Annotated in this window: 16 protein-coding genes and 2 pseudogenes; 3 read left to right on the top strand and 15 right to left on the bottom strand. The window is 63.3% G+C overall.

What is annotated here, in order from left to right:
• Nucleotide 1: 1 nt before the first annotated feature.
• From D1F64_RS11115 to D1F64_RS11090, 6 genes and pseudogenes are all read right to left on the bottom strand, one after another.
• On the bottom strand, nt 2-856 hold the full coding sequence (locus D1F64_RS11115; protein WP_117412503.1) for an ABC transporter permease: 855 nt from the start codon (nt 854-856) through the stop codon (nt 2-4).
• A gap of 12 nt (nt 857-868) precedes the next feature.
• Nucleotides 869-2,128, bottom strand: a complete 1,260-nt coding sequence (locus tag D1F64_RS11110) for an ABC transporter permease (protein WP_117412502.1) — start codon at nt 2,126-2,128, stop codon at nt 869-871.
• 85 nt (nt 2,129-2,213) lie between these two features.
• Nucleotides 2,214-3,313, bottom strand: a pseudogene (locus D1F64_RS11105) (extracellular solute-binding protein).
• An 87-nt stretch (nt 3,314-3,400) separates the two neighbouring features.
• Complete coding sequence (locus tag D1F64_RS11100; RefSeq protein ID WP_117412501.1) at nt 3,401-4,495, bottom strand: ABC transporter ATP-binding protein; 1,095 nt, start codon at nt 4,493-4,495, stop codon at nt 3,401-3,403.
• A gap of 460 nt (nt 4,496-4,955) precedes the next feature.
• The gene (locus D1F64_RS11095) at nt 4,956-6,866 is read right to left on the bottom strand and encodes an FAD-dependent oxidoreductase (RefSeq protein ID WP_305764473.1); all 1,911 of its coding nucleotides are present in this window, start codon (nt 6,864-6,866) and stop codon (nt 4,956-4,958) included.
• Between the two features lie 182 nt (nt 6,867-7,048).
• The gene (locus tag D1F64_RS11090; protein ID WP_162901474.1) at nt 7,049-8,779 is read right to left on the bottom strand and encodes a phage tail sheath C-terminal domain-containing protein; all 1,731 of its coding nucleotides are present in this window, start codon (nt 8,777-8,779) and stop codon (nt 7,049-7,051) included.
• A 292-nt stretch (nt 8,780-9,071) separates the two neighbouring features.
• Between D1F64_RS11090 and D1F64_RS11085 the strand changes: the two genes are divergently transcribed.
• Nucleotides 9,072-9,524, top strand: a complete 453-nt coding sequence (locus D1F64_RS11085) for a hypothetical protein (RefSeq protein WP_117412498.1) — start codon at nt 9,072-9,074, stop codon at nt 9,522-9,524.
• Nucleotides 9,525-9,836: 312 nt separating this feature from the next.
• A complete protein-coding gene (locus D1F64_RS11080; RefSeq protein WP_117412497.1) occupies nt 9,837-11,309 on the top strand; it encodes a hypothetical protein in 1,473 nt (490 codons plus the stop codon).
• Nucleotides 11,310-11,385: 76 nt separating this feature from the next.
• On the opposite strand, the gene D1F64_RS11075 is transcribed toward D1F64_RS11080, so the two are convergent.
• The 4 genes and pseudogenes from D1F64_RS11075 to lpdA form a co-directional block, all read right to left on the bottom strand.
• Nucleotides 11,386-11,841, bottom strand: coding sequence for a type II toxin-antitoxin system RatA family toxin (locus D1F64_RS11075; protein ID WP_117412496.1), 456 nt, complete (start codon nt 11,839-11,841; stop codon nt 11,386-11,388).
• A 92-nt stretch (nt 11,842-11,933) separates the two neighbouring features.
• Nucleotides 11,934-12,893: a lipoyl synthase gene (gene lipA, locus D1F64_RS11070; RefSeq protein ID WP_117412495.1), complete on the bottom strand. Its 960-nt coding sequence runs from the start codon at nt 12,891-12,893 to the stop codon at nt 11,934-11,936.
• 86 nt (nt 12,894-12,979) lie between these two features.
• On the bottom strand, nt 12,980-13,219 hold the full coding sequence (locus D1F64_RS11065; protein WP_117414552.1) for a GlsB/YeaQ/YmgE family stress response membrane protein: 240 nt from the start codon (nt 13,217-13,219) through the stop codon (nt 12,980-12,982).
• A 151-nt stretch (nt 13,220-13,370) separates the two neighbouring features.
• Nucleotides 13,371-14,812, bottom strand: a pseudogene (lpdA, locus tag D1F64_RS11060) (dihydrolipoyl dehydrogenase).
• A 136-nt stretch (nt 14,813-14,948) separates the two neighbouring features.
• Between lpdA and D1F64_RS11055 the strand changes: the two are divergent.
• Nucleotides 14,949-16,157, top strand: a complete 1,209-nt coding sequence (locus D1F64_RS11055; RefSeq protein ID WP_117412494.1) for an MFS transporter — start codon at nt 14,949-14,951, stop codon at nt 16,155-16,157.
• Between the two features lie 197 nt (nt 16,158-16,354).
• Here D1F64_RS11055 and D1F64_RS11050 read toward each other — a convergent pair whose 3' ends face one another.
• From D1F64_RS11050 to mfd, 5 genes are all read right to left on the bottom strand, one after another.
• Nucleotides 16,355-17,725, bottom strand: coding sequence for a pyruvate dehydrogenase complex dihydrolipoamide acetyltransferase (locus D1F64_RS11050; RefSeq protein WP_117412493.1), 1,371 nt, complete (start codon nt 17,723-17,725; stop codon nt 16,355-16,357).
• A 17-nt stretch (nt 17,726-17,742) separates the two neighbouring features.
• Entirely contained in the window at nt 17,743-19,113 is a 1,371-nt protein-coding gene (locus D1F64_RS11045; RefSeq protein ID WP_117412492.1) for a pyruvate dehydrogenase complex E1 component subunit beta, read from the bottom strand.
• A gap of 19 nt (nt 19,114-19,132) precedes the next feature.
• Nucleotides 19,133-20,182, bottom strand: a complete 1,050-nt coding sequence (gene pdhA / locus D1F64_RS11040; protein ID WP_117412491.1) for a pyruvate dehydrogenase (acetyl-transferring) E1 component subunit alpha — start codon at nt 20,180-20,182, stop codon at nt 19,133-19,135.
• Between the two features lie 181 nt (nt 20,183-20,363).
• Nucleotides 20,364-20,690 carry a septum formation initiator family protein gene (locus D1F64_RS11035; protein WP_117412490.1) on the bottom strand — a complete coding sequence of 109 codons (327 nt, stop codon included), beginning with the start codon at nt 20,688-20,690 and terminating at the stop codon, nt 20,364-20,366.
• A 183-nt stretch (nt 20,691-20,873) separates the two neighbouring features.
• On the bottom strand, nt 20,874-24,428 hold the full coding sequence (gene mfd / locus D1F64_RS11030; protein ID WP_117412489.1) for a transcription-repair coupling factor: 3,555 nt from the start codon (nt 24,426-24,428) through the stop codon (nt 20,874-20,876).
• Nucleotides 24,429-24,431: the final 3 nt, after the last annotated feature.

Raw genomic sequence — 24,431 nt, 5'->3', positions numbered from 1 at the left:
GTCAGGCCGGCGTCAGGCCCCGCAGCCGTTCGGAGCGCCGACGCAGGAGTTCCAGAACGGTCAGCAGCACGATCGAAATCGCCACCATGAGCGAGGCGACCGCAAGAATCGTCGGGGAAATCTGTTCGCGCAAGCCGGTGAACATCTGCCACGGCAAGGTCTTCTGGCCGGCCGAGCCGAGGAACAGCACCACAACCACCTCGTCAAACGAGGTGATGAAGGCGAACAGCGCGCCGGACACGACGCCGGGGATGATCAGCGGCATCTGCACCTTGAAGAAGGTGGTGAGCGGATTGGCGCCCATGCTGGCGGCCGCCCGGACAAGCGAGCGGTCGAAGCCGACGAGCGTCGCGGTCACCGTGATGATCACGAAGGGCGTGCCGAGCGCGGCATGCGCCAGGACCACCCCCCAGTAGGTGCCCTGCAGGCCGATGCGCGAGTAGAAGAAATACATGCCCGCCGCCGAGATGATCAGCGGCACGATCATCGGCGAAATCAGCACCGCCATGATCGCTGGGCGATACGGCACGTGGGACTGGGACAAGCCAACGGCCGCCAGCGTTCCGAAACTGGTCGCCAGCAGCGTCGCCGCCGGCGCGATCAGGAACGAGTTGGTCATCGCCTGCTGCCAGTCGGGATTGGTGAAGAAGTCCTCATAGTGCTTCAAGGAGTAGCCGGCCGGGTCGAAGGCCAGCATTTCCTTGGTGAAGGTGAAGAAATTCTCCGCGTTGAAGCTGAGCGGCACGATCACCATGATCGGGAAGATCAGGAAGAAGAAGATCAGGGCGCAGATGGTACGAAAGCCGTAGTACCAGGAGACCTGGATTTTCGAGGCATAGGGGGGAAGACTGCTCATGGGAATGCCTCGTTATCCGAGCTTGACGTTGTCGATGCCGACGATCCGGTCATAGACCACGAACAGGATCATGACGGCGGCAAGAAGCATGGTGCCGAGCGCGGCCGCCAGCCCCCAATTCAGCGAACTCGAGATGTGATACGCGATCCGGTTGGAGATGAAGATGCCGGAGGTTCCGCCCACGAGTTCGGGCGTGATGTAGTAGCCGATCGACAGGATGAAGGCGAGCACGGCGCCGGCGCCGATGCCGGGAACCGACTGCGGGAAATAGACCCGCCAGAATGCGGTCCAGTCGTTGGCGCCAAGGCTCTTGGCGGCCCTGACGTAGGTGGGCGAGATCGTCTTCATCACCGAATAGAGCGGCAGGATCATGAACGGCAGCAGGATGTGCGTCATGGCGATGATCGTGCCGGTCTGATTGTTGATCATCACGAGGCGCCCCGCGTCGGAGACGATGCCCACCCACACAAGGAAATCATTGATCACCCCCTGCTGCTGCAACAGCACCTTCCACGCAGACGTGCGCACCAGAAGCGATGTCCAGAAGGGCAGAAGCACCAGGATCATCAGCATGTTGGAGCTTCTGACCGGAAGCGCCGCCAGAAGGTAGGCGATCGGATAACCCAGGATCAGGCAGGATGCGGTGATGGCGACGCTGAGAAACAGCGTTCGTCCGAACAGATACAAATAGATTCGCTCGTCGGCCGGCTTCATCTGAACGCCGTCCTGCGTGCGCTCGGCGTCGACCGCCGCCAGATAGTAACCGTCGGTGTAGCGGCCGGAGTATTGTTTCAGCAGGGCCCAGACCGCGACATCGCCCCAGTCCTTGTCGATCTTGATGAACTGTTCGGTGTAATTGCCCTCGTCCATGCGCTTGACGCGCCGGCCGGTCTTGCGGAACAGGCTGGAGACCCCGGTCATTTCGTAGTTGAGCCGCGAGCCGAGCCGGGTGTGGGTCTTCTCTTCGGCGGCAATCTTCAAATCGGCGGCAAGCGCGGCGAACACCTGCTCATCCGGGAGCTTACCCGAATCGGCGTCCCAGTCGTCCAGCGCCTCGACCGTGCGCGGCAGCGTATCGACGACGATGCTGTTCTCAACGGAACGGAACAGCATGTCCACGATCGGCGCGACAAACGTCAGCAGCACGAAAACCAGCAGCGGAGCGATCAGCATGAGGGCGCGCAGCTTTTCGCGCCGCAGCGCCCTGCGCAGGCTGACCTTGAGCGGTTGCCCGTCCCGGGTTGTGAGAACCGTTTCGCTGTTGTCGCTCATTGGATGTCCGGACCGCGGCTGAAAGTCATTGGATGGAAGCGAACGGGGCCCGAGCGGCCCCGTTCTGTCGTTCTAGACGCAACGCCTACCTGGAGAGCCAGGCCTGGAACTTCGCGTCGAGATCGTCGCGATAGTCGGCCCACCACTCGTAGTTATAGAGGAAGGTGTTCTTGGCGTTGTTGGGATCGGTCGGCATGTGCGGCGCCATGTCGATGCCCAGTTTCGCATGCTTGCCGACGAGCGGCGCGGAGGACTTGCGGGCCGGACCGTACGAGATGTACTTGGCCTGGTCGGCAAGACGCTGGGTGTCGGTTGCGAACCTAAGGTAGTCCTTCACCATCGCCAGACGGTCGTCGGGAAGGCCGGCCGGGATGATCCAGCCGTCCAGATCGAACACCTGCGCGTCCCAAAGCATCTTCACCGGCTGATCTTCCTCTTCGATCAGAGCGAACAGGCGGCCGTTGTAGGTGGAGCCGATCACGACTTCCTTGTCGGCCAGAAGCTGCGGTGTCTCCGCGCCCGCGGACCACCAGACAACCTGGTCCTTGATGGAGTCGAGCTTGGCGAAGGCGCGATCCTGGCCTTCCTCGGTTTGCAGCACATCATAGATGTCCGCCTTGGCGACGCCGTCGCACAGCAGAGCCCATTCCATGTTGTTGATCGGACGCTTTTCAAGCGCGCGCTTTCCGGGGAACGCTTCCAGATCGAACACGTCGCAGATGTCGTCCGGCTCCTTGCCGTTCCACTCGGCAACGTCGCTGCGGTACCCGAAGGTTGTGGAGTAGACGATCTGCGGGATGAAGCAGTCGGAAACCAGGAGGTCGCCGAAGTCCTCGGAGGCCGGGGTTCCGTCCGGCGCCGGGGCCAGAAGCTCGTCGGGATTGATCTCCATCGCCAGGCCCTCGTCGCAAAGACGGATGGCGTCGGAGGCGACCACGTCGACCAGATCCCAGGTGACGTTGCCGGCTTCATTCATGGCGCGCAGCTTCGCGACGGCCTCGGCGGACGATTCATCGTTGATGATGTTCACGTCCGGGTGCGCCGCCATATAGGGCTTGTGGTAGGCGTTGTTCTGGGAGTCCGAATATGCGCCCCCCAGGACACGATGGTCATGTCAGCCGCGATTGCGGCGGTGCTGCACAGGGCCAGCGCGGACCCTGCAAGAATTGTCGTCATGAGCTTCATGAAACTAGCTCCCTTCTTTGTGGTTTTGCGAATAACCGTCTTCATCACATGTGAAGGCGCGTGAACCCACGCGCCCACAGCGATCTCCTAGACAACCGCATCAAGCGCCTTGCAATCGCTCTGCGACCAGCCGATCGGCACGATCTCGCCGACTTCAAGCTTGCGCCGCTCGCCGCGATTGCGAATCTTGACGATGAACTCATTGTTGCCCGCGACGTTCATGCGAACGCGAATGTGGTCGCCGAGATAGATCATCTCTTCGATCCTGCCGCGGACCAGATTGTCCATGCTGTCCGCAGGCTCGAACTCGACGCGCTCGGGACGCAGGGAAATGGTCGTGCGGTTGCCGACCGCATCGACATTGACCTTTTGGGCAATGACGTCGGTGCCATCATCCAGCGTGACCTTGCATTGAGCACCCTGGATATCAGTGACCTTGCCGCTCAGCTTGTTGTTCTCGCCGATGAACTGCGCGACGAACGAGTTCTGAGGATCCTCGTAAAGCGCATCCGGCGTCGACAGCTGCTGGATCACCCCGTCGTTGAAGACGGCGACCCTGTCGGACATGGTCAGGGCCTCGGTCTGGTCGTGCGTCACGTAGACGACGGTCACACCGAGGTTTCCATGTATATGCTTGATTTCATACTGCATCTGCTCGCGCAACTGCTTGTCGAGCGCGCCGAGCGGCTCATCCATGAGCACCAGTTCAGGATCGAACACCAGCGCACGGGCAACGGCGACGCGCTGCTGCTGACCGCCGGAAAGCTGGGCCGGGCGGCGGTTGCCGAAGTCAGCCAACTCCACCATGTCCAGCGCCCGCTTGACCTTCTCTTCCTGCTCCGCCTTGCTCATCTTGCGGACCTGGAGCGGAAACGCGAGGTTTTCCGCCACGCTCATGTGGGGAAACAGAGCGTAGTTCTGGAACACCATGCCAATACCGCGCTTGTGCGGCGGCACGTTGTTGATCGGGCTTTCGTTGAGATAAATCTCACCGTGCGTGGCCGGCTCGAAACCCGCAAGCATCATGAGACAGGTCGTCTTGCCCGACCCCGACGGTCCAAGCATTGTCAGAAATTCGCCGGGCGGTATGTCGAGATTAAGGTTCTTTACGACCAGAGTCTCTCCGTCATAGCTCTTTTGAACGCCGTCAAACTTGACGGAAGCGCCCCGTGTGCTCGCCATAGTGTCCCCAAGCCTGGTTCATTCAGTATTATTGACCACGAAACCGCCAATGCTCGGGTGACTGCCGTCGCTGCCGGGCCGTCGTTCTACGTGATCTCGCATAGACAAACAAAAATACTACTGAATTGAAAGGGAAAAATGAAAGAATCCGATTCTTTCTCAAATGCCCTAGGGAAATTTAAAATGAACGACTGATAATGCTGATGAAACACAAAGCAACAAGTTTGGAGTTCCAATATACATCAAACTGTACTGACGATTGTTAATATTAATAGGCGGCGTCACAAAATATCATTGCGGAAATTTGAGAATTATATTTGAAAGAAGACACGTACCAAAATATTTTATATTTGTATAAGGATGACAGGAACTGAACATGCGCACTGTATAAAACGACACATGGCGACAACCAGCCCGCGAGATGCGCCGGGCACCGCCTCGCGACGGCGCCCGAAACGCCTCATCCCTTCATATTGCAGGCTTTTTCCTCGTAGTGCGGGTTGCCCGGATCGATAGCCAGCGCGATGGCCGCAATGGCGCAATAGGCGGACGACACGGAGCCTTCCTGCCAGCCCGGCCAGTAGCTCCATGTGTCGCCGGCGCAGAAGAACGGCAGGTCGGGCGAAAACGTGGTGATCTTCTCATAGACCTCAGGACTTTCCAGGGCCGTGTCCGACGCCCAGCCGCCCACCTGATGCGGCATGTACTGCCAGGCAATGGTCATGCCGCGATCGACGTAGATGTCCTTCTCGTTGCCGGGATGCAGCAGGCCGAGGCCGTGAATGCCCTCCTCGATGCGCTTCTTCTGGTCATAGGAGGCAAATTGCACCGCTCCCTGGCCGCGGTTGTAGGCGCCGGTCAGCACGCCCGTGTGGGCGGTGAAATCCTCCGACGGGTACCAGATCTGGCTGATGATATCGTCCGTCCAGGAGATGCCGCCGTAGATCTCGTCCTCGGTTTCCCAGAAGCGGTTCTTGCCCTGCCAGCCGACCTTGATTGCCGGCGTCCACAGGTTGGGCGTCGGGTCGCTGCCCCAATGGCCGGTGGCGCTGAAATCCTCCAGACCGCTGAGGAAGGCGCGCGGCATGTTCGCCGGATCGAGCACATCGTTCAGCAGCGAGGGCGCCATGGTGGAGACACAGAAGTCGGTCAGCACCTCCTCCGTCGGACCGTTGGCCTCGCCTACGGTGATGGCCTCGTACTGCACGTTCGTGACCACGCGGCCGGGCTTGGCCGAAATCCCGGTAACGCGGGTGCTCAGTCTGACGAGGTCACCGACCCGCGCCCCCTGCCCGGGGTTCGACGGCGCACCGAACAGGAGCGAGTCAGCGGGAACCTCCTGCAGCAGAAGTTGCTGCCAGATCCGGTCCATGCCGCCAACCGGCTGCATCAAGGAGGGCTGCCAGTCGATATGGTAGCCGTTGAACAGGAAGGATCCCGGCGAGAGCTCGGGATTGGCGGCCGGGTCGCCGATGAAGCCGGAGTCGAAGATCGATTGCGCCGGAATGCGATTGCGCAGCGCGCCTGCATCCCGCCATCCGCCCGGCAGCTCGGTGAAACCGACGCGCGAGGAAGCCTCGTTGATCACCAGATTACACGGGTCGCCGGGATCGGCGCGGCTGAGATCCCCGAACACCTGCTGCAGCTCCGCAATCTGCTTGGCGGTGTTGCCGCCGAGCTTGCAGGCTTCCACATTGACCTTCGCCGCCAGTTCGGCCATTTCCGCAAACAGGCTGTAGGTCACCTGCCCCATCGGGATCGGCTTGCCGCCGTTAAACGCGTCGCTCTGCATGACATTCGACATGGTCTGGAAGAAATAGGGTTCCAGCGGCACGCCGATTTCCTGGCAAAGCGCGATCAGGTTGACATGGTTGGATGGAATCCGGCCGGGACCCGCATTGAGGAAGAGCTCCACAGGATCCCCCTCGTAGCCGCCGTCCGCCCAGGCGTCGTCCATGAAGCGGCAGACCTGCTCGACGGGCGCGGGACTGTCCCCGCGTTCCTGATAGGTGTCGGCGTACATCTTCGGAAACAGCCGCTCGGGATTGTACTTCGAGAACCACCAGTCCTTGTAGTGCTCGTCGGATGGCCGCGCCGTCAGGCTGCGGCCGCCATAGCGGTCGTCCGCTTCAAGCACGACGACCTTGAACCCGGCGTTGGCCAGAACATAGGCGGTTGTCAGCCCCGCAACGCCGGCGCCGAGGACGGCAACCGATTTGCCCGCGCCGAATCCGGGCGGCAGCTCGGGCCGGCTGGTATTATAGGCGGCGCGGGCGGGACTAAGACCCGACCACAGCGACGGCGCGGCCATGCTGCCGGAAAGAATTGTGAAGGCTTTCAAAAACGATCGTCGAGAAATACTTGATTTCATGTCCATTCCTCCAATGGCGCCAGCTCAAACAGCTACTAGAAGCGCATTGTTTCAAAACGTGTGTGAGAAATTTCGGTGCCAGGCTTGATCACAATCAACACCTGTCATTGTTCACTCCGCCAAATACGCAACACCGCTTTTCCGGATATTCGCGGACACGCAGCGCGGCAGGCGCGAGCACGTCACCCGGCCGAAAGCGTGGCCTGCTGAATCCTGATGATCACGAACTCGGCGGGATAGGTGGGCGCGACGCCAACATCGACATACAACACCCCTTCCTCGCGGACCTCCGGCGGATTGTTGGCCGCGTCACATTGTACCCAGAACGCCTCCGCCGCCGTGCTGCCAAACAGCGCGCCCTGCTGCCACAGGCCGGTCAGGAACGCCGACACATCGCGCATGACCATGCCCCGAAGCGCCGGGGAATCGGGGTCAAGCGCGACCCACTGCAAACCCGATTGGAGAGAATTCTCAATGAAAATCAGGGTTCGCCGAACCGCGACATAGATGTAGTCGGGATCCGACGTCAGGGTGCGCGCGCCGTAGCTCAGGATGCCGTAATTCGCGATCAGGCGGATCGCATTGACGCCATTGGGATTGAGCATGTCCTGATCACTGTCGGTGACCGCGGTTGCCACGCCCGTCGCGATGTTCAAAGCGCCATGGATCACCCCCGCGGGCGACTGCCACGGCCCGACGGCCTGATCGGTCGCGGCGTAGGTTCCGGCCATGGCGCCCGACGGCGGCACGAGCAGGCACTTGGTCGCTACCGGGTCGAAAACCTCGATCCAGGGGTAGTAGATCGCGCCGCAGGAGGAGTGCAGCGCGGCGCCCGCATCAGTACCGCCAACGGCTCCGCCGGTCTTGTAGGCCACGGCATCGGGCACCGTCATCCCGAATGGCGTATCCAGGATCGCAAACAGATCCCGGTGCGGCCGGTTCTCGCAATAGGCCAGAATCTGCGCCGCGCTGGCACGCTGGGCCCCGACGTCCTCGATCATCGCGACATCAGGCGCCACCAGAAGGCTGATGTTATCCACGGCATCGAACGCGGCCAGTGCGGCGCCGAGATCGAGCGGCGCCGAACCCGCCGTGCCGCCCGAAAGGGGCCACAGGCCGTTGCCGGGCCGCGTGGCCGATGTGCCGGGCGCGACCGAGATCCGGACAAACAGCGAAGACCCGTTGATCCGCTGCTCAATCCGAGCACCCTGGCCCGTGTCTTTGGCCAGGTCGGCCGCGGTCACCCCGGGATAATGCTCCATCGGATAGTAGCGCACATCGTCGATGGTCACCGGCTCGATCTCATTCCGCGCGGCACAGTCTTGCGCCCGGCGCTGATCCAGTGTCGGCGTCGCGCCGGCTTCGGGCAAACGGTAGAGGATTGTCAGACTGAAGACCGGCGTTGCCGGATCAGACGGTTGCGCAGTCGGGTCATTGCAGATCTGCAGCGACAGTGAATTGCCCCAGTCACCGGGCGTTGCCGCAGAGACCGTGAGGGGCGCGAGATCGGCGGACGCAATGGTCTCGCCGGCCGCCGCGCCGGACACGACGGTGCAGACCGATCCGCCCTGCGCGAAGAACGCATAGACCGCAAAGGGAAGTTGCGCCCCCCAGGAAAAGCCGCCAAATGCCTGAAAAAAGGCGTTCCAGCTCGTGATCAGAACCGGCTCGTTCGCGTTTCCTTGTTCCGTTCGGCCGACGAAGGCGGTGTTGGACGTGCTCACAGGCGCGATCGCCGACGCGCCCGGAAGCTCCTCGATATAGACGCCGGGGTGCGAATATTCAGCCATGGAAACTCCGGTGCGGGCTCCCGCGCGACGCCACAAACGGGCAAATTTCGCGCCGCGCCCGGCAAATTGCGCGTGAACGGGCACGCGGTTCAAATGCAATCGATCAACAATATTCTGCCGCAAATCCTATTTGCCGCCCGATCGGCCCGCAAGGCTGTTCTCGGGATGATGCGTGCACCAATGCGCGTGAAAGGCTCAGGAGCCTCGCAGGCGCGCGCGTTTCGCTAAAATTCGAGACATTCAGCGGATCATCCATTCATCACAGTCAACGAACACGCGGTTCCGCGAATTGCCACCCGGTCCGTTTTGGCGTGCAATGGGTGGGGTCGGAAAACCGTCCCAAACCGAGGTGGATCCCGTGTCTGTCCTCACTGCCCACAGTGCCCGAGCAAGGCCGCGCCGCCGGAGCGTTCGGGTGGCCGTGCTCATCGTGGCGCTGGCGATGCCGATGGCCGGCACCGGCGCGGTGTGGGCCGCCGACGAAGTCCACATTATCACGCGCGATGACGGTTCGTTCGTCTCCAGCCATCGACTGTACGCGTACAAACATCCGCACACCACGGCGGTGGACTATTGCGGCCGGAGCTATTTCGTCCATCGTTCGACGATCGAATGGACCGAGATGGCCGCCATCCGGGGCTATTCGGTCGCGCTGGAGTATTCCGACGGCACGAGCTGGCAGTTGATCTGCCGTAACCCGCAGGATCAGGTGGCGAGCGACGAGTTCACGCGGCAGGACTTCGTCAACGACCGCAAGTATCGCAAAAGCTCCAACGGAGGAAGCTGGTTCGACACGGTGATCGAGCGGCGAAAGAAGAAGTTCGTCGCCCCGGGCGCGTGGAGCCGGCGCGGGGTCGGCAACAACTGATGACCCATTCGAAGCCGTTGGTCCGCTGATTTGAGCGGACCAATGACAAAAATCACAATTTCCCAAACGTAAATTTGCTACATCAAACGGAATGCATCGCCAAAGAGTGCATTCGCAATTCATTTCATCACCGATGTTTTGGGGGCGCGGCTCGTCCAGATCGGGCCACGCACGATCCTCCCACTTTCGGCGCGTCATTTTTTTTCTCGCACGCGCGGACACCGATTTCACAGTTCACATTTCGTGCGTGCTGTCCGCCCGAACCGGAATTCAACTATCGGTGGCGGCCGCGCACCCAGCAGGGGAAACGCAATGCCCACCATTGTCACTGAGGAACTTTCAAACCCGCATTGCCCAACGGCGCTCAGGACGCTTTTCGCAACGCTGGCCGCCGCGGCCATCATGGTCTTGTCGCTTCCGCAGGCAGCAAGCGCCGCCAGCCTCAAGACCCAGCTCTGCGTCGCCAACATGACGGATATGGACATCACCAAGATCAATGTCACGAGCGTCGACAACTACGACTGGGACGGAAGTTCGCGGCCGGACAAGAATTTCAAGGGAAAGACGATCGCGGCCAGGGATTCCCGCTGCGAGCGCGAGGAACTGAACACCCATGCGAACGGTGCGCCGTTCACGATGACGCTGACCTTTTCCAACAACACCACGCTGACGTTCCGCGCCAACCAGAAGGATGCCAAGACGAAATACTGGCGCACGGTATCCGCCTCCGGCTCGGCGGCGAACACACTGGAGATCAAGCAGACCGCCGGCGCCGACGCCAACGGCTACTACATCCGCACCAAGGCCGCGCCGGACAATTCCGGCTGGATGGCCCAGCTGCTCCGCCGCAAGCCCGACATCCGCATGAACGAACTGACGATGCCCGGCAGCCATGACGCCGGCATGTCGACAACCAAGAAATGCACCGGCGGGGCAACGTCCGCGTGGGCCATCACCCAGCATTCCTCGATCGGCAAGCAGCTGACACATGGCACGCGCTATTTCGATCTGCGGCCGTTCCTCTACTCCAAGGATCCCGACAAGATCTATCTGGCCCACTACAGCAGCCTGGGCGGCTGCTATGGGCAGAAGCTCGATGATGTGCTCGACGAGGTGAAAAGCTTTCTGCGGGGTGCGGGACGCGGCGAAGCGGTGTTCCTCAAGGTCTCGCACACGCAACAGGACACGCATCTCAAGGGCGACATCCGCGACGACGTCACCAGCCTGTTCGAAAGCAAACTCAGCGGCTTGCTGCTGACACTCGAGAAAGGCGGCAACGTCGACATCGGCAAGACGAAGCTCAAGACTCTTGCCGGCAAGGCGATCGCCGTCTTCGATATCGCCGACAACTATGACGACAAGGCCGAGAAAGGCATTCTCAACTACGCCGACTGCGACACCAGTGGCGAGCATCTGTGCCGCCTGCCGAAGGGGTTCGACTGGGGTCTGCTGGTCTATGACAAATATGCCAAGGAAGCCGATTTCGACAAGATGCGCGATGATCAGATCAAGAAGCTGGAACGGCGCGGCGGCTACGGCAACCAGTTCCTGTACCTGCTGTCATGGACGCTCACCGGCACCGCCGGCAATCTCGATATCCAGGCGCTGTCGGCGCGCAACAACCCGCAACTGCCGCACTATCTCGCGAAAATCAAGCATGGCGACTACACGGCGAACGATTCCCGCGGCAACCCGCAGGCCGGCAAACCCGCCATCCCCGAGATCGTCTACATCGATTTCGGCGATGCGTGGCTCAACCGGCTGATCATCGATATCAACAACTGAGACAGGACAGCCCGTCCCCGCCTGTTGGCGCGGGGCGGGCCATTCCCGATCATTTCCACTGAAACGACCGGCGCGTTCAGGCCGGGCCGTAGACCTCGTCGGCGCGGGCCTCGAAGGCTTCGGAGAATTTGCGGAAGGCGCGCTCGAACATGGCGCCCATCACCGAGCCGAGGGTGCGCGAGCGGAACTCGTAGGTGATGAAGAACCCGACCTCACAGGCGTCCTCACCCAGGCTGTTGAACGTCCAGCGGTTTTCCATGTGGCGGAAGGGACCGTCGAGGTATTCGACGAGGATTTCGCGCGCCTCGTGGTTCAGCGTCACGCGGCTGGTGAAACTCTCGCTGAACAGCTTGTAGGCGACCGTCATGTCGGCGACGAGCACGGTGGTGCCATCGTCCATCTCGCGGCGTCCGCGCACGCTCAGCGCCTTGCACAGGGGCACGAACTGCGGATAGCGCTCGACGTCGGCCACAAGGTCGAACATGTCACCGGCGGAATGCGGTACGCGGTGATTGGTCTTGAAACTCGGCATGTCGGTGCCCGGTTGTTACTCTTGCTATGCCACATCACGGGCCGTATGCGAAAGCCGGGTGTCCCACGGACACCCGCGTTGGGACGACCGCGTCAGTGCGCGCCATCGCGCCGGGCGCGGGCGGCCTGCAGTTCCCGGAAATCCTCGCCCGCGTGATGCGACGAGCGCGTCAGCGGGCTGGCGGACACTTTCAGGAAGCCCTTGGCGTAGGCGATCGATTCATAGGCCTTGAAGGCTTCCGGCGTGATGAACTCGATCACCGGGTGATGCTTGCGCGTGGGCTGGAGATATTGACCGATGGTCAGAAAATCAACATCGGCCGAGCGCAGATCATCCATCAGGGCCAGCACCTCGTTGCGCACCTCACCAAGGCCCACCATGATGCCGGACTTGGTGAAGATCGTCGGATCGATCTCTTTGACCTGCTGCAACAGACGGATCGAGTGGAAGTAGCGCGCGCCGGGACGCACCTTGAGATACTTCGACGGCACCGTCTCCAGATTGTGATTGAAGACGTCCGGCTTGGCAGTGACCACGATTTCCAGCGCGCCGTCCTTGCGCAGGAAGTCCGGCGTCAGCACCTCGACCGTGGTCTTGGGCGAGCGGGCGCGAATCGCGCGGATGACGTCGGCAAAGTGGTTGGCGCCGCCATCATCGAGATCGTCGCGGTCAACCGAGGTGATCACGACATGCTCGAGCCCCATGGCGGCGACGGCCTCGCCGATGCCCTTGGGCTCGTTCACGTCGATCGGACCCGGCATGCCGGTGCGCACGTTGCAGAAGGCGCAGGCGCGCGTGCAGGTGTCGCCCAGGATCATGAAGCTGGCGTGTTTTTTCGACCAGCACTCGCCGATGTTCGGGCAGCCGGCTTCCTCGCAAACGGTGACGAGATTGTTGTCGCGCACCACCTTCTGGGTTTCGCGATAGACCGGAGATCCGGGCGCGCGCACGCGAATCCACGCGGGTTTGCGCAGCATCGGCGTATCCGGATTCTTCTGCTTTTCCGGATGGCGCGGACGCGGCGATGTGACGGTATCGAGCACTGTGACCATGAGGATCGTTTCTCGCGTTTGGGCGGGCGCGTCAAGGTGGGGAGCGCTACAGACCCATCAAGACGGCTTGAACACCCGAAAACCGGTTATTTTCTGATTGCCCGCCAGATGACCAGCAGCAGGATGGCGCCGATGGTGGAGACGATCAGCTGATCGATGAAGCCGCCGGTGACGTGCAGACGGAAGATCTCCGCCAGCTTGCCGCCGACCAGCGCGCCGATCAGTCCGACGACCAGACTCGACAGAATCGAGCCGCGGCGGCCCAGAACCGCGTAGGCGATGGCGCCGGCGATCAGCCCGACAATGATCCACAACAGAATTCCCATATCGTACCCCTTCGCAAGCCTCTTGCGTCTGGCGAACCGCGCTTCGAAGCCGCGGCCCATCCTTCGAGATGGCGCTTGCGCGCCCCTCAGGATGAGGCGCCACCTCTGACGGTCATGCCGCAGCCATCAACACGATGGACCTCATTCCAGTCTAGCTGTGAATTGCCCGGCCGTAGGCGTCCAGCACGCTCTCGTGCATCATCTCGGACAATGTGGGGTGCGGGAAGACCGTATGCATCAGTTCTTCTTCCGTCGTCTCCAGATTCATGGCCACCACATAGCCCTGGATCAGTTCGGTGACTTCCGCGCCCACCATATGCGCGCCGAGCAGCTGGCCGGTCTTGGCGTCGAAAATCGTCTTCACCATGCCCTCCGGCTCGCCCAGCGCGATCGCCTTGCCGTTGCCGGCAAACGGGAAGCGGCCGACCTTGACGTCATAGCCGGCCTCCTTCGCCTTGGGTTCGGTGAGGCCGACGGAGGCCACCTGCGGATGGCAGTAGGTGCAGCCGGGGATCTTCTTCTTGTCCATCGGGTGCACGTCGAGACCCTTGATCTTCTCGACGCAGATGACGCCCTCGTGCTCGGCCTTGTGCGCCAGCATCGGCGGGCCGGCGACATCGCCGATGGCGTAGACTCCCGGCACATTGGTGCGCCCGAAGCCGTCGATGACGATGCAGCCGCGGTCGGTCTTCACGCCGAGCTTCTCCAGCCCCAGTCCCTCGACATTGCCGACAACACCGACCGCGGAAATCATCTTTTCCGCCGTGATCTGCTGGCTCTTGCCGTCGCCGGTCTCCACCGTCGCGGTGACCGTGCCCGAGCCCTTCTTGACGCCCGCGACCTTCGCACCGGTGAGGATCTTGATGCCCTGCCTCTCGAAGCGCTTGCGCGCGTGCGCGGCGATCTCGGGATCCTCCACCGGCATGATCTGGTCGAGCAACTCGATCACGGTCACCTCGGCGCCCATGGTGCGATAGAACGACGCGAATTCGATGCCGATGGCGCCGGAGCCCATGACGATCAGGGATTTCGGGATCGCCTTGGGCTTCATGGCCTCGAAATAGGTCCAGATCGCGTCCTGGTCCGGCTCGATGCCGGGGATGACGCGCGGCCGGGCTCCTGTGGCGATGATGACGTGCTTTGCCTTGTAGGTGCCCTCGCCCAGGGTGTTCTTGGGAACCGCGTTCTGCGGCTCGACGGCGGCCTTCTTTGGCTTGGACACGGTGACCTCGCCGGGTTTGGCGATCGTCGCCTCGCCCCAGATCACGTCAACCTTGTTCTTCTTGAGCAGAAAGCCGACGCCGCCGGCGAGCTGGCCGGAAACGCCGCGCGAGCGCTTGACGATGGCGGCCGCGTCGAAACCGACCTTCTCCGCCGACAGGCCGTAGTCGCCGGCGTGGGTCATGTAGTGATAGATCTCGGCGGAACGCAGCAGCGCCTTTGTCGGAATGCAGCCCCAGTTCAGGCAGATGCCGCCCAGGTGCTCGCGCTCCACGACGGCGGCCTTCAGCCCCAGCTGTGCGGCGCGAATGGCCGTGACGTAGCCCCCGGGCCGCCACCGATGACGATGACGTCATAATTCGTATCGGCCATGGTCCAATCCTTTTTCATCCGTTATCGATGGGCCGGCGCTCATGCGCCTTGCGCCCAGATCTGTTTTTTCCCTGCCGCGCGGCGACGCGGCGCCATTCGTCTTCGTCAGCGGTTTCCCGCCAGCACCGGACAATCGATGCCGTTTTCATCCAAACCCGTGAGCCTCGCCCTGCTGACCCTGTCGTGCATGGCGGTGCTGTCGCTGTGGTTCGCGGCCTCCGCGGTCACACCGGCGCTGGTCGCCTCCCACGGGCTCAGCCCGGCGCGCGCGGCGCTGCTGACCACGGTTGTGCAGATCGGCTTCGTCGCCGGCAGCCTGACAAGCGCCGTCCTCGGTCTCGCCGACCGGGTGGCGCCGCGAAAACTCTATTGCGTTTGCGCGCTCACGGGCGCGCTGGCCAACGCGGCCTTCGTCACCGTCGAGCCGGGCTCGGCCGTCTCGATTTTTCTGCGGTTCACCACCGGCGCGATCATGGCCGGGGTCTATCCCGTCGCCATGAAGCTGGCGGTGAGCTGGGCGAAGCGCGACGCGGGCCTGCTGGTCGGCACGCTGGTGGGCGCGCTGACAGTCGGCTCCGCCCTGCCCCATCTGTTCGCCTTCGCGGGCGATCTGGACTGGCGCGCCGTGATGCTGGCGGCCTCTGTCTCCGCGAGCCTCGGCGCGCTGCTGGTGCTCGGCGTGGGCATCGGTCCGGGGTTCCAGAAGGCCGCTGCCTTCAACGCGCGCGTGGCGCTCAACGCGCTTTCGGACAAGCCGCTGCGGCTGGCCAATTTCGGATACTTCGGCCACATGTGGGAGCTTTACGCCGTGTGGGCGTGGCTCGGCGCCTATATCGCCGCGAGCTTCGCCGCAAGCGGGCTGGAAGACGCCGTGCTGCAGGCGCGACTGGCCACCTTCGCGGCGCTCGGCATCGGCGCGCTGGGAGCCCTCGCCGGCGGCTGGTTCGCCGACCGCATCGGCCGCACGGCGCTGACGATCATCGCCATGACCATCAGCGGATTGTGCTGCCTGGCAGCCGGTCCGCTGTTCGGCGCTGCACCCTGGATCATCGTGACGCTGGCGCTGGTGTGGGGCGTGTCGGTGATCGCCGACAGCGCGCAGTTCTCCACCGGCGTCGCGGAACTCAGCCAGCCCGGCACCCAGGGCACCATGCTGACCATGCAGACGGCCATCGGCTTCGCCATCACGGTGATCACCGTGCAGGGCCTGCCTGCGTGGGTGGAGCTCGCCGGCTGGCAATGGGCGTTCGCGCCGCTGGCGCTCGGCCCGCTGTTCGGCATCGTCTCCATGGCGAAGCTGCGCGGCCTGCCGGAAGCCGCCCAAATGGCGCACGGACGAAAATAGCGGCGTTGCCTGCAACGCCTGTCTGCCTTCGATCCTACGCCAGTTTCCAGCCATCAAGTCCCCCGTCGGGTGCGCGTTGTCCCCAACGCGCCGGTCATGCGTCAGCAATACGACACGGCCAAGAGTAGTGCAATCGTTTGCACGTCACGCAACCGCGGTCAGGAAGTCCCGGCGGCACACGCCGCCGGCTCCCGTTGTCACACAAGCATGCTCATCGGGTTTTCGATGTAGCGCTTGAAGGCGGCGATCAGCTCCGCGCCCAGCGCGCCGTCAACGGCGCGGTGATCTGTCGACAGAGTGACGCTCATCACCGTGGCCACCGCCAGCGCACCGTCCTTGACAACCGCGCGCTGCTCGCCCGCGCCCACGGCCAGGATGGTCGCGTGCGGCGGGTTGATGACGGCGGCGAAGTCCTTGATGCCGAACATGCCAAGGTTGGAGACCGCCGTGGTGCCGCCCTGGTATTCGGACGGCTGCAGCTTGCGCTCGCGCGCCCGCTTGGCGAAATCCTTCATTTCATTGGAAATGACCGAAAGCGGCTTGCTCTCCGCCTTGCGGATGATCGGCGTGATCAGGCCGCCGGGAATTGAGACGGCGACGCCGACGTCGGAATGCTTGTGCTTGACCATCGCGCTTTCCGTCCAGGACGCGTTGGCGTCGGGCACGGCCTGAAGCGCCATGGCCTGCGCCTTGATGATCATGTCGTTGACCGAGAGCTTGTAGGCCGGATCACCATCCTTGTTCTTCGGCGCGCCGTCGTTGATCTGCTTGCGCAAGGCCAGCAGCGCATCGATCTCGCAATCCACCGTGAGGTAGAAATGCGGCACCTGCTGCTTGGATTCCACGAGCCGCTTGGCGATGGTCTTGCGCATGCCGTCGTGCCGCACGAGCTCATAGCTGCCTTCCTCAAACAGCTTCAGGATCGCGTCATCACTCGGCGGGGCGGAGACGGCCGAAGCCTTCGCAGCGGGCGCGGCCTCGGGAGCCGCCTTGGCGCCGCCACCGGAGATCGCCGCCTCCACGTCGCGCTTGACGATGCGGCCGCGCGGGCCGGAACCGCTGATGGCCGCGAGATCGAGACCACCGGTCTCGGCGATGCGCCGCGCCAGCGGAGAGACGAACAGCCGGTTGCCGGCCGGCGTGCTGATCGGGGATCCGCCCGAGGAACTCGGGGTCGGGGTCGGGGTTGGTGTCGGGGTTGGCGTCGGGGTCGGTTCTGGATCGCCGCTCGGACCATCGTCGTTGAACGGCGCCTTGCCGACATCGGCGGCCGGCTTGGGCGCAGGCTTCTCAGCCTTCGCACTGTCCAGCGCGCTTTCGTCCTCGCCCTCTTCCAGCAGGATGGCGATGATCTCGTTGACCTTCACCGCTTCCGAACCCTCGGGCACGAGGATTTTGGCGATCGTGCCCTCGTCGACGGCTTCCACTTCCATGGTCGCCTTGTCGGTCTCGATTTCGGCGATGACGTCACCGGAGGAGACGGTGTCTCCCTCCTTGACGGTCCACTTGGCCAGCTTGCCCTCTTCCATGGTCGGAGAGAGCGCCGGCATCAGGATGTTGATCGGCATTTCTGTCCCTCCAGCCTTCAGGCGGTGTAGGTGACGGCCTTGGCGGCCGCGACCACGTCGGCGACCGTCGGCAGCGCGAGTTTTTCGAGATTGGCGGCATAGGGCATCGGCACGTCCTTGCCGGTGACCCGGGCGACCGGCGCGTCGAGATAATCGAACGCCTTCTCCATGATCTGGAAGCCGATCTCCGAGGAGATCGAGCACTGCGGCCAGCCTTCCTCCACCGAGACGCAGCGGCCGGTCTTCTTCACAGAAGCCAGCACCGTGTCCATGTCGAGCGGGCGCAGGGTGCGCAGATCGATAACTTCGGCCGAGATGCCCTCGGCGGCCAGTTCCTCGGCCGCCTTGGTAGCGTAGTTCATGCCGATGCCGAAGGAGACGATGGTCACATGCTCGCCTTCGCGCACGATCTTCGCCTTGCCGATCGGCACGGTCCAGTCATCGAGATCCGGAACGTCGAAGGTCTGGCCGTAGAGGATCTCGTTCTCCAGAAACACCACCGGATTGGGATCGCGAATGGCGGATTTCAGCAGGCCCTTGGCGTCAGCCGCGGACCAGGGCATCACAACCTTCAGACCCGGCACCTGGGAATACCAGGACGAGAAATCCTGGCTATGCTGGGCGCCGACGCGGGCGGCGGCGCCATTGGCGCCGCGGAACACGATCGGGCAGCCCATCTGGCCGCCGGACATATAGAGCGTCTTGGCGGCGGAGTTGATGATCTGGTCGATCGCCTGCATGGCGAAGTTGAAGGTCATGAACTCGACGATGGGCTTCAGCCCTGAGAGCGCCGCGCCGACGCCCAGGCCGGCAAAGCCGTGCTCGGTGATCGGCGTGTCGATGACCCGGCGGGCGCCGAATTCGTCCAGCAGCCCCTGGGTGATCTTGTAGGCGCCCTGGTATTCGGCGACTTCCTCGCCCATGACGAAGACATCGCCGTCGGCGCGCATTTCCTCGGCCATGGCGTCGCGCAGCGCTTCGCGCACGGACATGGACTTCATCGCGGTGCCTTCCGGCACCTCGGTGTCGGGTGCAACGGCCGCCACAGGCGCCTCGACCTTGGGAGCGGCGGCGACGGGCGCGGGCTGTTGCGGCGGCGGCGCGGAGGCCCCGGCTTTCGCAGCCGGCGCATCGTCCACCTCTTCGCCCTCTTCGGCTATGATGGCGATCGGCGTGTTGACCTTCACCGCCTCGGTCCCCTCAGCGATCAGCAGCCTGGCGATCACGCCCTCGTCGACGGCCTCCACTTCCATGGTCGCCTTGTCGGTCTCGATCTCGGCGATCACGTCGCCGGAGGTGACCGAGTCGCCTTCCTTGACCAGCCATTTGGCCAGTTTGCCCTCTTCCATCGTCGGAGAGAGGGCCGGCATCAGAATTTCTGTCGGCATTGTCGTTTGTCCTCTCGCCTCAGCGTACGATGTCGGTCCACAGCTCGGACGGATCCGGCTCGGGATCGCTCTGGGCGAATTCAGCGGCTTGCGCGACGATCGCGCGGACGTCCTTGTCCGTCGCCTTCAACTCGTCCTCGGTGGCCCATTCTTTTTCCAAAAGACGCCCGCGAACCTGCTCGATCGGATCATGCTCGGTCCGCATCTTCTGGACCTCTTCCTTGGAGCGGTATTTCGCGGGATCGGACATGGAGTGACCGCGGTAGCGATACGTCTGCATTTCGAGAATGTAGGGGCCCTTGCCCGCCCGGCACCACGCCAGCGCCTTGTCGGCCGCCGCCTTGACCGCGCGCACATCCATGCCGTCGATCTGGTCGCCGGGGATGTCGAAGGACGCGCCGCGTTCCGACAGATCCGTGTTGGACGAGGCGCGCGCGACGCTGGTGCCCATGCCATACTTGTTGTTCTCGATGACGTAGATCACCGGCAGGTTCCACAGCTTCGCCATGTTGAAGCTCTCGTAGACCTGGCCCTGGTTGGAGGCGCCGTCGCCGAAATAGGTCACCGAGACGTTGCCGTTGTCACGGTAACGGTTGGCAAACGCCAGTCCCGTTCCCAGCGACACCTGCGCGCCGACGATGCCGTGTCCGCCGTAGAAATTCTTCTCCCGCGAAAACATGTGCATGGAGCCGCCCTTGCCGCGCGAATAGCCACCGCGCCGGCCGGTCAGCTCCGCCATCACGCCATTGGATTCCATGCCGGTGGCCAGCATGTGCCCGTGGTCGCGATAGCCGGTAATGACCTGATCACCGTCCTTCATCGCCATCTGCATGCCGATGACGACCGCCTCCTGGCCGATGTAGAGATGACAAAAGCCGCCGATCAGGCCCATGCCGTACATCTGGCCGGCCTTTTCCTCGAAACGGCGGATGAGCAGCATCTCGCGATAGGCGTGCAGCTCGTCCTCTTTCGAGAAGTCAGCGATCGCGGGTGCGGATTTGGCGGACGCCCTGGAGCGAGAAGCCCCTTTTGCGCGCGTGCCAGTAGACTTCGGTTTGGTAGCTGCCATGGCCCTCATCTCGGTGAGCGTTCCCCTCGCTAGACGTTACCGGAAATTACCGAAGGGGATCTGTCAATCCAAGATAGGGATTGCGGCATTTATGAAGGCTTAATTATCTGAAAAAACACGCATAATTAGAATTAATCCGATTTCGGTTAAATAACTTCGATTAACTTCTTTCCGGTTGTTGTCAATTTTGCTGCGATGCAGCACGGAGGATGGTGATTTCATCCCGGTGCACCAGGTTCAGACTTGCCCGGGCGCGCTCGTCGATCATGTCCGGATCGAGGCTCGAGGGCCGCAGAAGCACCACGCGGCGCTCCAGCTTCAAACGCGCCTGCTTGAGTTCATCAAGCTCGGCCTGCAACCGCGCGGTCTTAGTATCCAGACGCGCGCGCGCGATCAGGCCGTACTCGCCGTTCAGCGCGTGAAAGGAGAAATAGCCCAGGATGGCGATGGTGAGAACGGGGAAAAAGAGCCGCCGGACGACTGATTTCTTGCGTTGCCGTGTGTACATGGAACGACGCGTTACTCTACTGGATACTGCAAGCGAGCATCATCCGCCATCAGCCTTAACAGGCCGTTGAGACGATCGAATCAATTTGACCGATTTGCGTGCAGGGGTGACGCGGACCGGCGCGACGGATGGGGTCCGGTCCGCCGCATCCGGCAGCGCCGCGCGGCCTGGACGAATGCCGCCTCAGGCGGCCTTCTGGCTTATTTGCGCGAGTTTCACGAGCTTCGACAGGATCACCGCCGCGCCCTTGAGACGCTCCTCAGCGTCGGGCCAGTCGCGCGACAGGACGATCTTCTGGTCGGGACGGATTTTCGCCAGCACGCCCTGCTCGGTCACATAGCTGATGAGACCGGCGGGATTGGGGAACTCGTTCTTGCGGAAGGCAATGACGATGCCCTTGGGACCCGCGTCGATCTTTTCCACATGCGCCTGGCGGCACAGCGCCTTGATGAAGACGATCTTCAGCAGATGCTCGACCTCGCCGGGCAGCGGCCCGAAACGGTCGATCAGCTCCGCGCCGAAGCCGTCGATCTCCTGGGCGTCGGTGAGATCGGCCAGGCGGCGGTAGAGATCGAGCCGCAACTGCAGGTCGGGAACATAGTGATCGGGGATGAGCACCGGGGTGCCGACGGAAATTTGCGGCGACCACTGCTCATCGGACACCTCGTCCTCGCCGGCGCGCAGCTGCGCCACCGCCTCCTCCAGCATCTGCTGGTAGAGCGCGAAGCCGACCTCCTTGATGTGGCCCGACTGTTCCTCGCCCAGGAGATTGCCCGCGCCGCGGATATCGAGATCGTGACTTGCGAGCTGGAAGCCCGCGCCCAACGCCTCGAGTGACTGCAGCACCTTGAGCCGCCGCTCCGCCTGTTTGGTGAGCGTCTTGTTGGCGGGGACGGTGAACAGCGCGTAGGCGCGGGTCTTGGAGCGCCCGACCCGGCCGCGCAACTGATAGAGCTGCGCCAGGCCAAACATGTCCGCGCGATGCACGATCAGGGTGTTGGCCGTGGGAATATCGAGCCCGGATTCCACGATGGTGGTCGACAGAAGAACGTCGTACTTGCCGTCGTAGAAGGCGTTCATGATGTCGTCGAGTTCGCCCGGCGGGATCTGCCCGTGCGCCACCGCGACCTTCAACTCCGGGACGTTCTCATCGAGGAATGCCTTTGTGTCCGCCAGATCGGCGACGCGGGGGCAGACATAGAAGGACTGGCCGCCGCGATAGCGCTCGCGCAGCAGCGCCTCGCGCACCACCAGCGCATCGAAGGGCGAAATAAAGGTGCGCACGGCAAGCCGGTCGACCGGCGGGGTGGCGATCAGCGACAGGCCGCGCACGCCGGTGAGCGCCATCTGCATGGTGCGCGGGATCGGCGTCGCGGACAGGGTCAGAACGTGGACGTCGGACTTCAGCTCCTTGAGCCGCTCCTTGTGCTTGACGCCGAAATGCTGCTCCTCGTCGATGATCAGCAGGCCGAGATCCTTGAAATCGACGCCCTTGCCGAGCAGCGCGTGGGTGCCGATGACGATGTCCAGCGTGCCGTCCGTCAGCTCCTTCTTGGTCGCCGCCAGTTCCTTGGCGGAGACCAGCCGCGAGGCCTGCGCCAGCCGTACCGGAAGACCCTGGAAGCGCTCCTGGAAGGTCTTGAAATGCTGGCGCGCCAGCAGCGTCGTGGGCACGACGACGGCCACCTGGCGGCCGGACATGGCGGCGACGAAGGCGGCGCGCAGCGCGACTTCGGTCTTGCCGAAGCCGACGTCACCACAGACCAGCCGGTCCATCGGCCGCCCGGAGGCGAGATCGGAGAAGACAGCGTCGATGGCGTTGAGCTGGTCCTCGGTCTCCTCATAGGGGAACCGTGCGGCGAATTCGTCGTAGACGCCCTCGGGCAGGGTGATGGGCGTGGCCGAGCGCAGCGCGCGCGCGGCGGCCGTCTTGATCAGACCCTCGGCGATGTCGCGAATGCGCTGCTTCATGCGCGCCTTGCGCGCCTGCCAGGCGCCGCCGCCAAGCCTGTCGAGCTGCGCCTCGGTGTCGTCCGAGCCGTAGCGGGTCAGAAGCTCGAGATTTTCCACCGGCAGATAGAGCTTGTCGCCGCCGTGATACTGGAGTTCCAGGCAATCGTGCGGCGCGCCGGCGGCGTCGATGGTCTTCAGGCCGACGAAGCGGCCGATGCCGTGATCGACATGAACCACGAGATCGCCTTCGGACAGGCTGGAGACCTCGGTGAGGAAATCCGCGCCCTTTTTCGAACGCTTGCGCTGGCGCACCAGACGATCGCCGAGAATGTCCTGCTCGCCGATGAACACCTGCTTGCCGAGCTCGAAGCCGGTCTCCAGCCCCAGAATCGCCAGCGCCGCCACGCCCTGCGGCAGCGCCTGGGCTCCCGCCTGCGAGGAGACCTGGGCGGCGCGGTCCAGCCCGTGATCGTTCAGCACCTGGGACAGCCGGTCGCGCGCGCCCTCGCTCCAGCAGGCGATGACCACCCGCTTGCCGTCCTTGTGCAGGCTGGCGATATGATTGATGACCGCGTCGAAGATGTTGACGTCGCCGGCGGCGCGTTCGGCGGCGAAGGTGCGTCCGCCGCGCCCCTCCAGATCGACCACCGCGCCTTGCCCGTCCGGCACCGCGAAGGGATTGAAGCGCGCCGAGGTGCGATCGGCGATGCGCGTCGTCCAGTCGTCCTGCGACAGGTAGAGTTCCGGCCAATCGATCGGCTTGTAGGGCACGCCGTCCGCGCCGCCCTTGCGCTCCAGCGCGTCGTGCCGCGCGGCGCAGTGATCCTTGACCTGATCGACGCGCTCGCGCACCACGTCCTCGACCTGCGGGTCAAGCACCACCGGCGCGTCGCCCACATAATCGAACAGGGTTTCCAGATGCTCATGGAACAGCGGCAGCCAGTGCTCCATGCCGGAATAGCGCCGGCCTTCGCTGACCGACTGATACAGCGCGTCGTCGCGGGTCGCGGCGCCAAAACGCGAGACATAGTTGCGGCGGAAGCGCGAAATCGCCTCCTCCGAGAGCACCACCTCGCTCATCGGCACCAGATCGAGCCGGGCATGCTTGCCCGTGGAGCGTTGGGTTTCGGCGTCGAAAGGACGAATGGTCTCCAGCGTGTCGCCGAAGAAGTCGAGCCGCACCGGCTCGGCCGATCCCGGCGCGAACAGATCGAGAATGCCGCCGCGCACGGCGTATTCGCCGGTCTCGCGCACGGTGTTGGTGCGCAGATAGCCGTTGGTCTCCAGCCAGGCGACGAGCGCGCCCATGTCGACCTGGCCGCCCGCCTGCGCCGCCCAGGCGTTGGTCCGGGTCCATTCGCGCGGCGGCAGCAGTTGCGTGGCTGCGTTGACGGTGGTCATCAGGATCACGGGACGGCTGCCGAATGCGCCATGCGCCAGGGTCGCCAGCACGCTCAGCCGGCGGGCCACCACATTGGCGTTCGGCGACACGCGGTCATAGGGAAGGCAGTCCCAGGCGGGAAGCTGGATGACGTCGACGCCGGGCGCGAAGAAGCCCACGCCCTCGGCCGCCGCTGCCATGCGCTGGCCGTCGCGCGCCACGTAGACGAGCGCCGGGCCACCGGAGCGCGCGGCGGATTCGGCCAACTGACCGAGCACCAGCGCTTCCGCGCCATCGGGAACGGACGCAATGACCGCATTGGCATGACGGCTAAACAGGCCCTTGAGCGGCTTCAGCAAATCTCGTCTCCAGAAGAATCGTGCGGGCGACGGCCCGGTCAGCATGAC

The sequence above is a fragment of the Breoghania sp. L-A4 genome (genome assembly GCF_003432385.1).
Classification (GTDB): domain Bacteria; phylum Pseudomonadota; class Alphaproteobacteria; order Rhizobiales; family Stappiaceae; genus Breoghania.
This window is presented reverse-complemented; position numbering and strand designations above follow the sequence as displayed.

What these genes read in the sequence shown, in the direction of transcription:
- D1F64_RS11080 (WP_117412497.1), top strand. Translation starts at nt 9,837, where the DNA reads ATGCCCACCATTGTCACTGAGGAACTTTCAAACCCGCATTGCCCAACG.
- D1F64_RS11035 (WP_117412490.1), bottom strand. Translation starts at nt 20,690, where the DNA reads ATGTACACACGGCAACGCAAGAAATCAGTCGTCCGGCGGCTCTTTTTC.
- D1F64_RS11045 (WP_117412492.1), bottom strand. Translation starts at nt 19,113, where the DNA reads ATGCCGACAGAAATTCTGATGCCGGCCCTCTCTCCGACGATGGAAGAG.
- pdhA (WP_117412491.1), bottom strand. Translation starts at nt 20,182, where the DNA reads ATGGCAGCTACCAAACCGAAGTCTACTGGCACGCGCGCAAAAGGGGCT.
- D1F64_RS11075 (WP_117412496.1), bottom strand. Translation starts at nt 11,841, where the DNA reads ATGCCGAGTTTCAAGACCAATCACCGCGTACCGCATTCCGCCGGTGAC.
- D1F64_RS11100 (WP_117412501.1), bottom strand. Translation starts at nt 4,495, where the DNA reads ATGGCGAGCACACGGGGCGCTTCCGTCAAGTTTGACGGCGTTCAAAAG.
- D1F64_RS11115 (WP_117412503.1), bottom strand. Translation starts at nt 856, where the DNA reads ATGAGCAGTCTTCCCCCCTATGCCTCGAAAATCCAGGTCTCCTGGTAC.
- lipA (WP_117412495.1), bottom strand. Translation starts at nt 12,893, where the DNA reads ATGGTCACAGTGCTCGATACCGTCACATCGCCGCGTCCGCGCCATCCG.
- D1F64_RS11095 (WP_305764473.1), bottom strand. Translation starts at nt 6,866, where the DNA reads ATGAAATCAAGTATTTCTCGACGATCGTTTTTGAAAGCCTTCACAATT.
- D1F64_RS11050 (WP_117412493.1), bottom strand. Translation starts at nt 17,725, where the DNA reads ATGCCGATCAACATCCTGATGCCGGCGCTCTCTCCGACCATGGAAGAG.
- D1F64_RS11065 (WP_117414552.1), bottom strand. Translation starts at nt 13,219, where the DNA reads ATGGGAATTCTGTTGTGGATCATTGTCGGGCTGATCGCCGGCGCCATC.
- D1F64_RS11055 (WP_117412494.1), top strand. Translation starts at nt 14,949, where the DNA reads ATGCCGTTTTCATCCAAACCCGTGAGCCTCGCCCTGCTGACCCTGTCG.
- mfd (WP_117412489.1), bottom strand. Translation starts at nt 24,428, where the DNA reads ATGCTGACCGGGCCGTCGCCCGCACGATTCTTCTGGAGACGAGATTTG.
- D1F64_RS11110 (WP_117412502.1), bottom strand. Translation starts at nt 2,128, where the DNA reads ATGAGCGACAACAGCGAAACGGTTCTCACAACCCGGGACGGGCAACCG.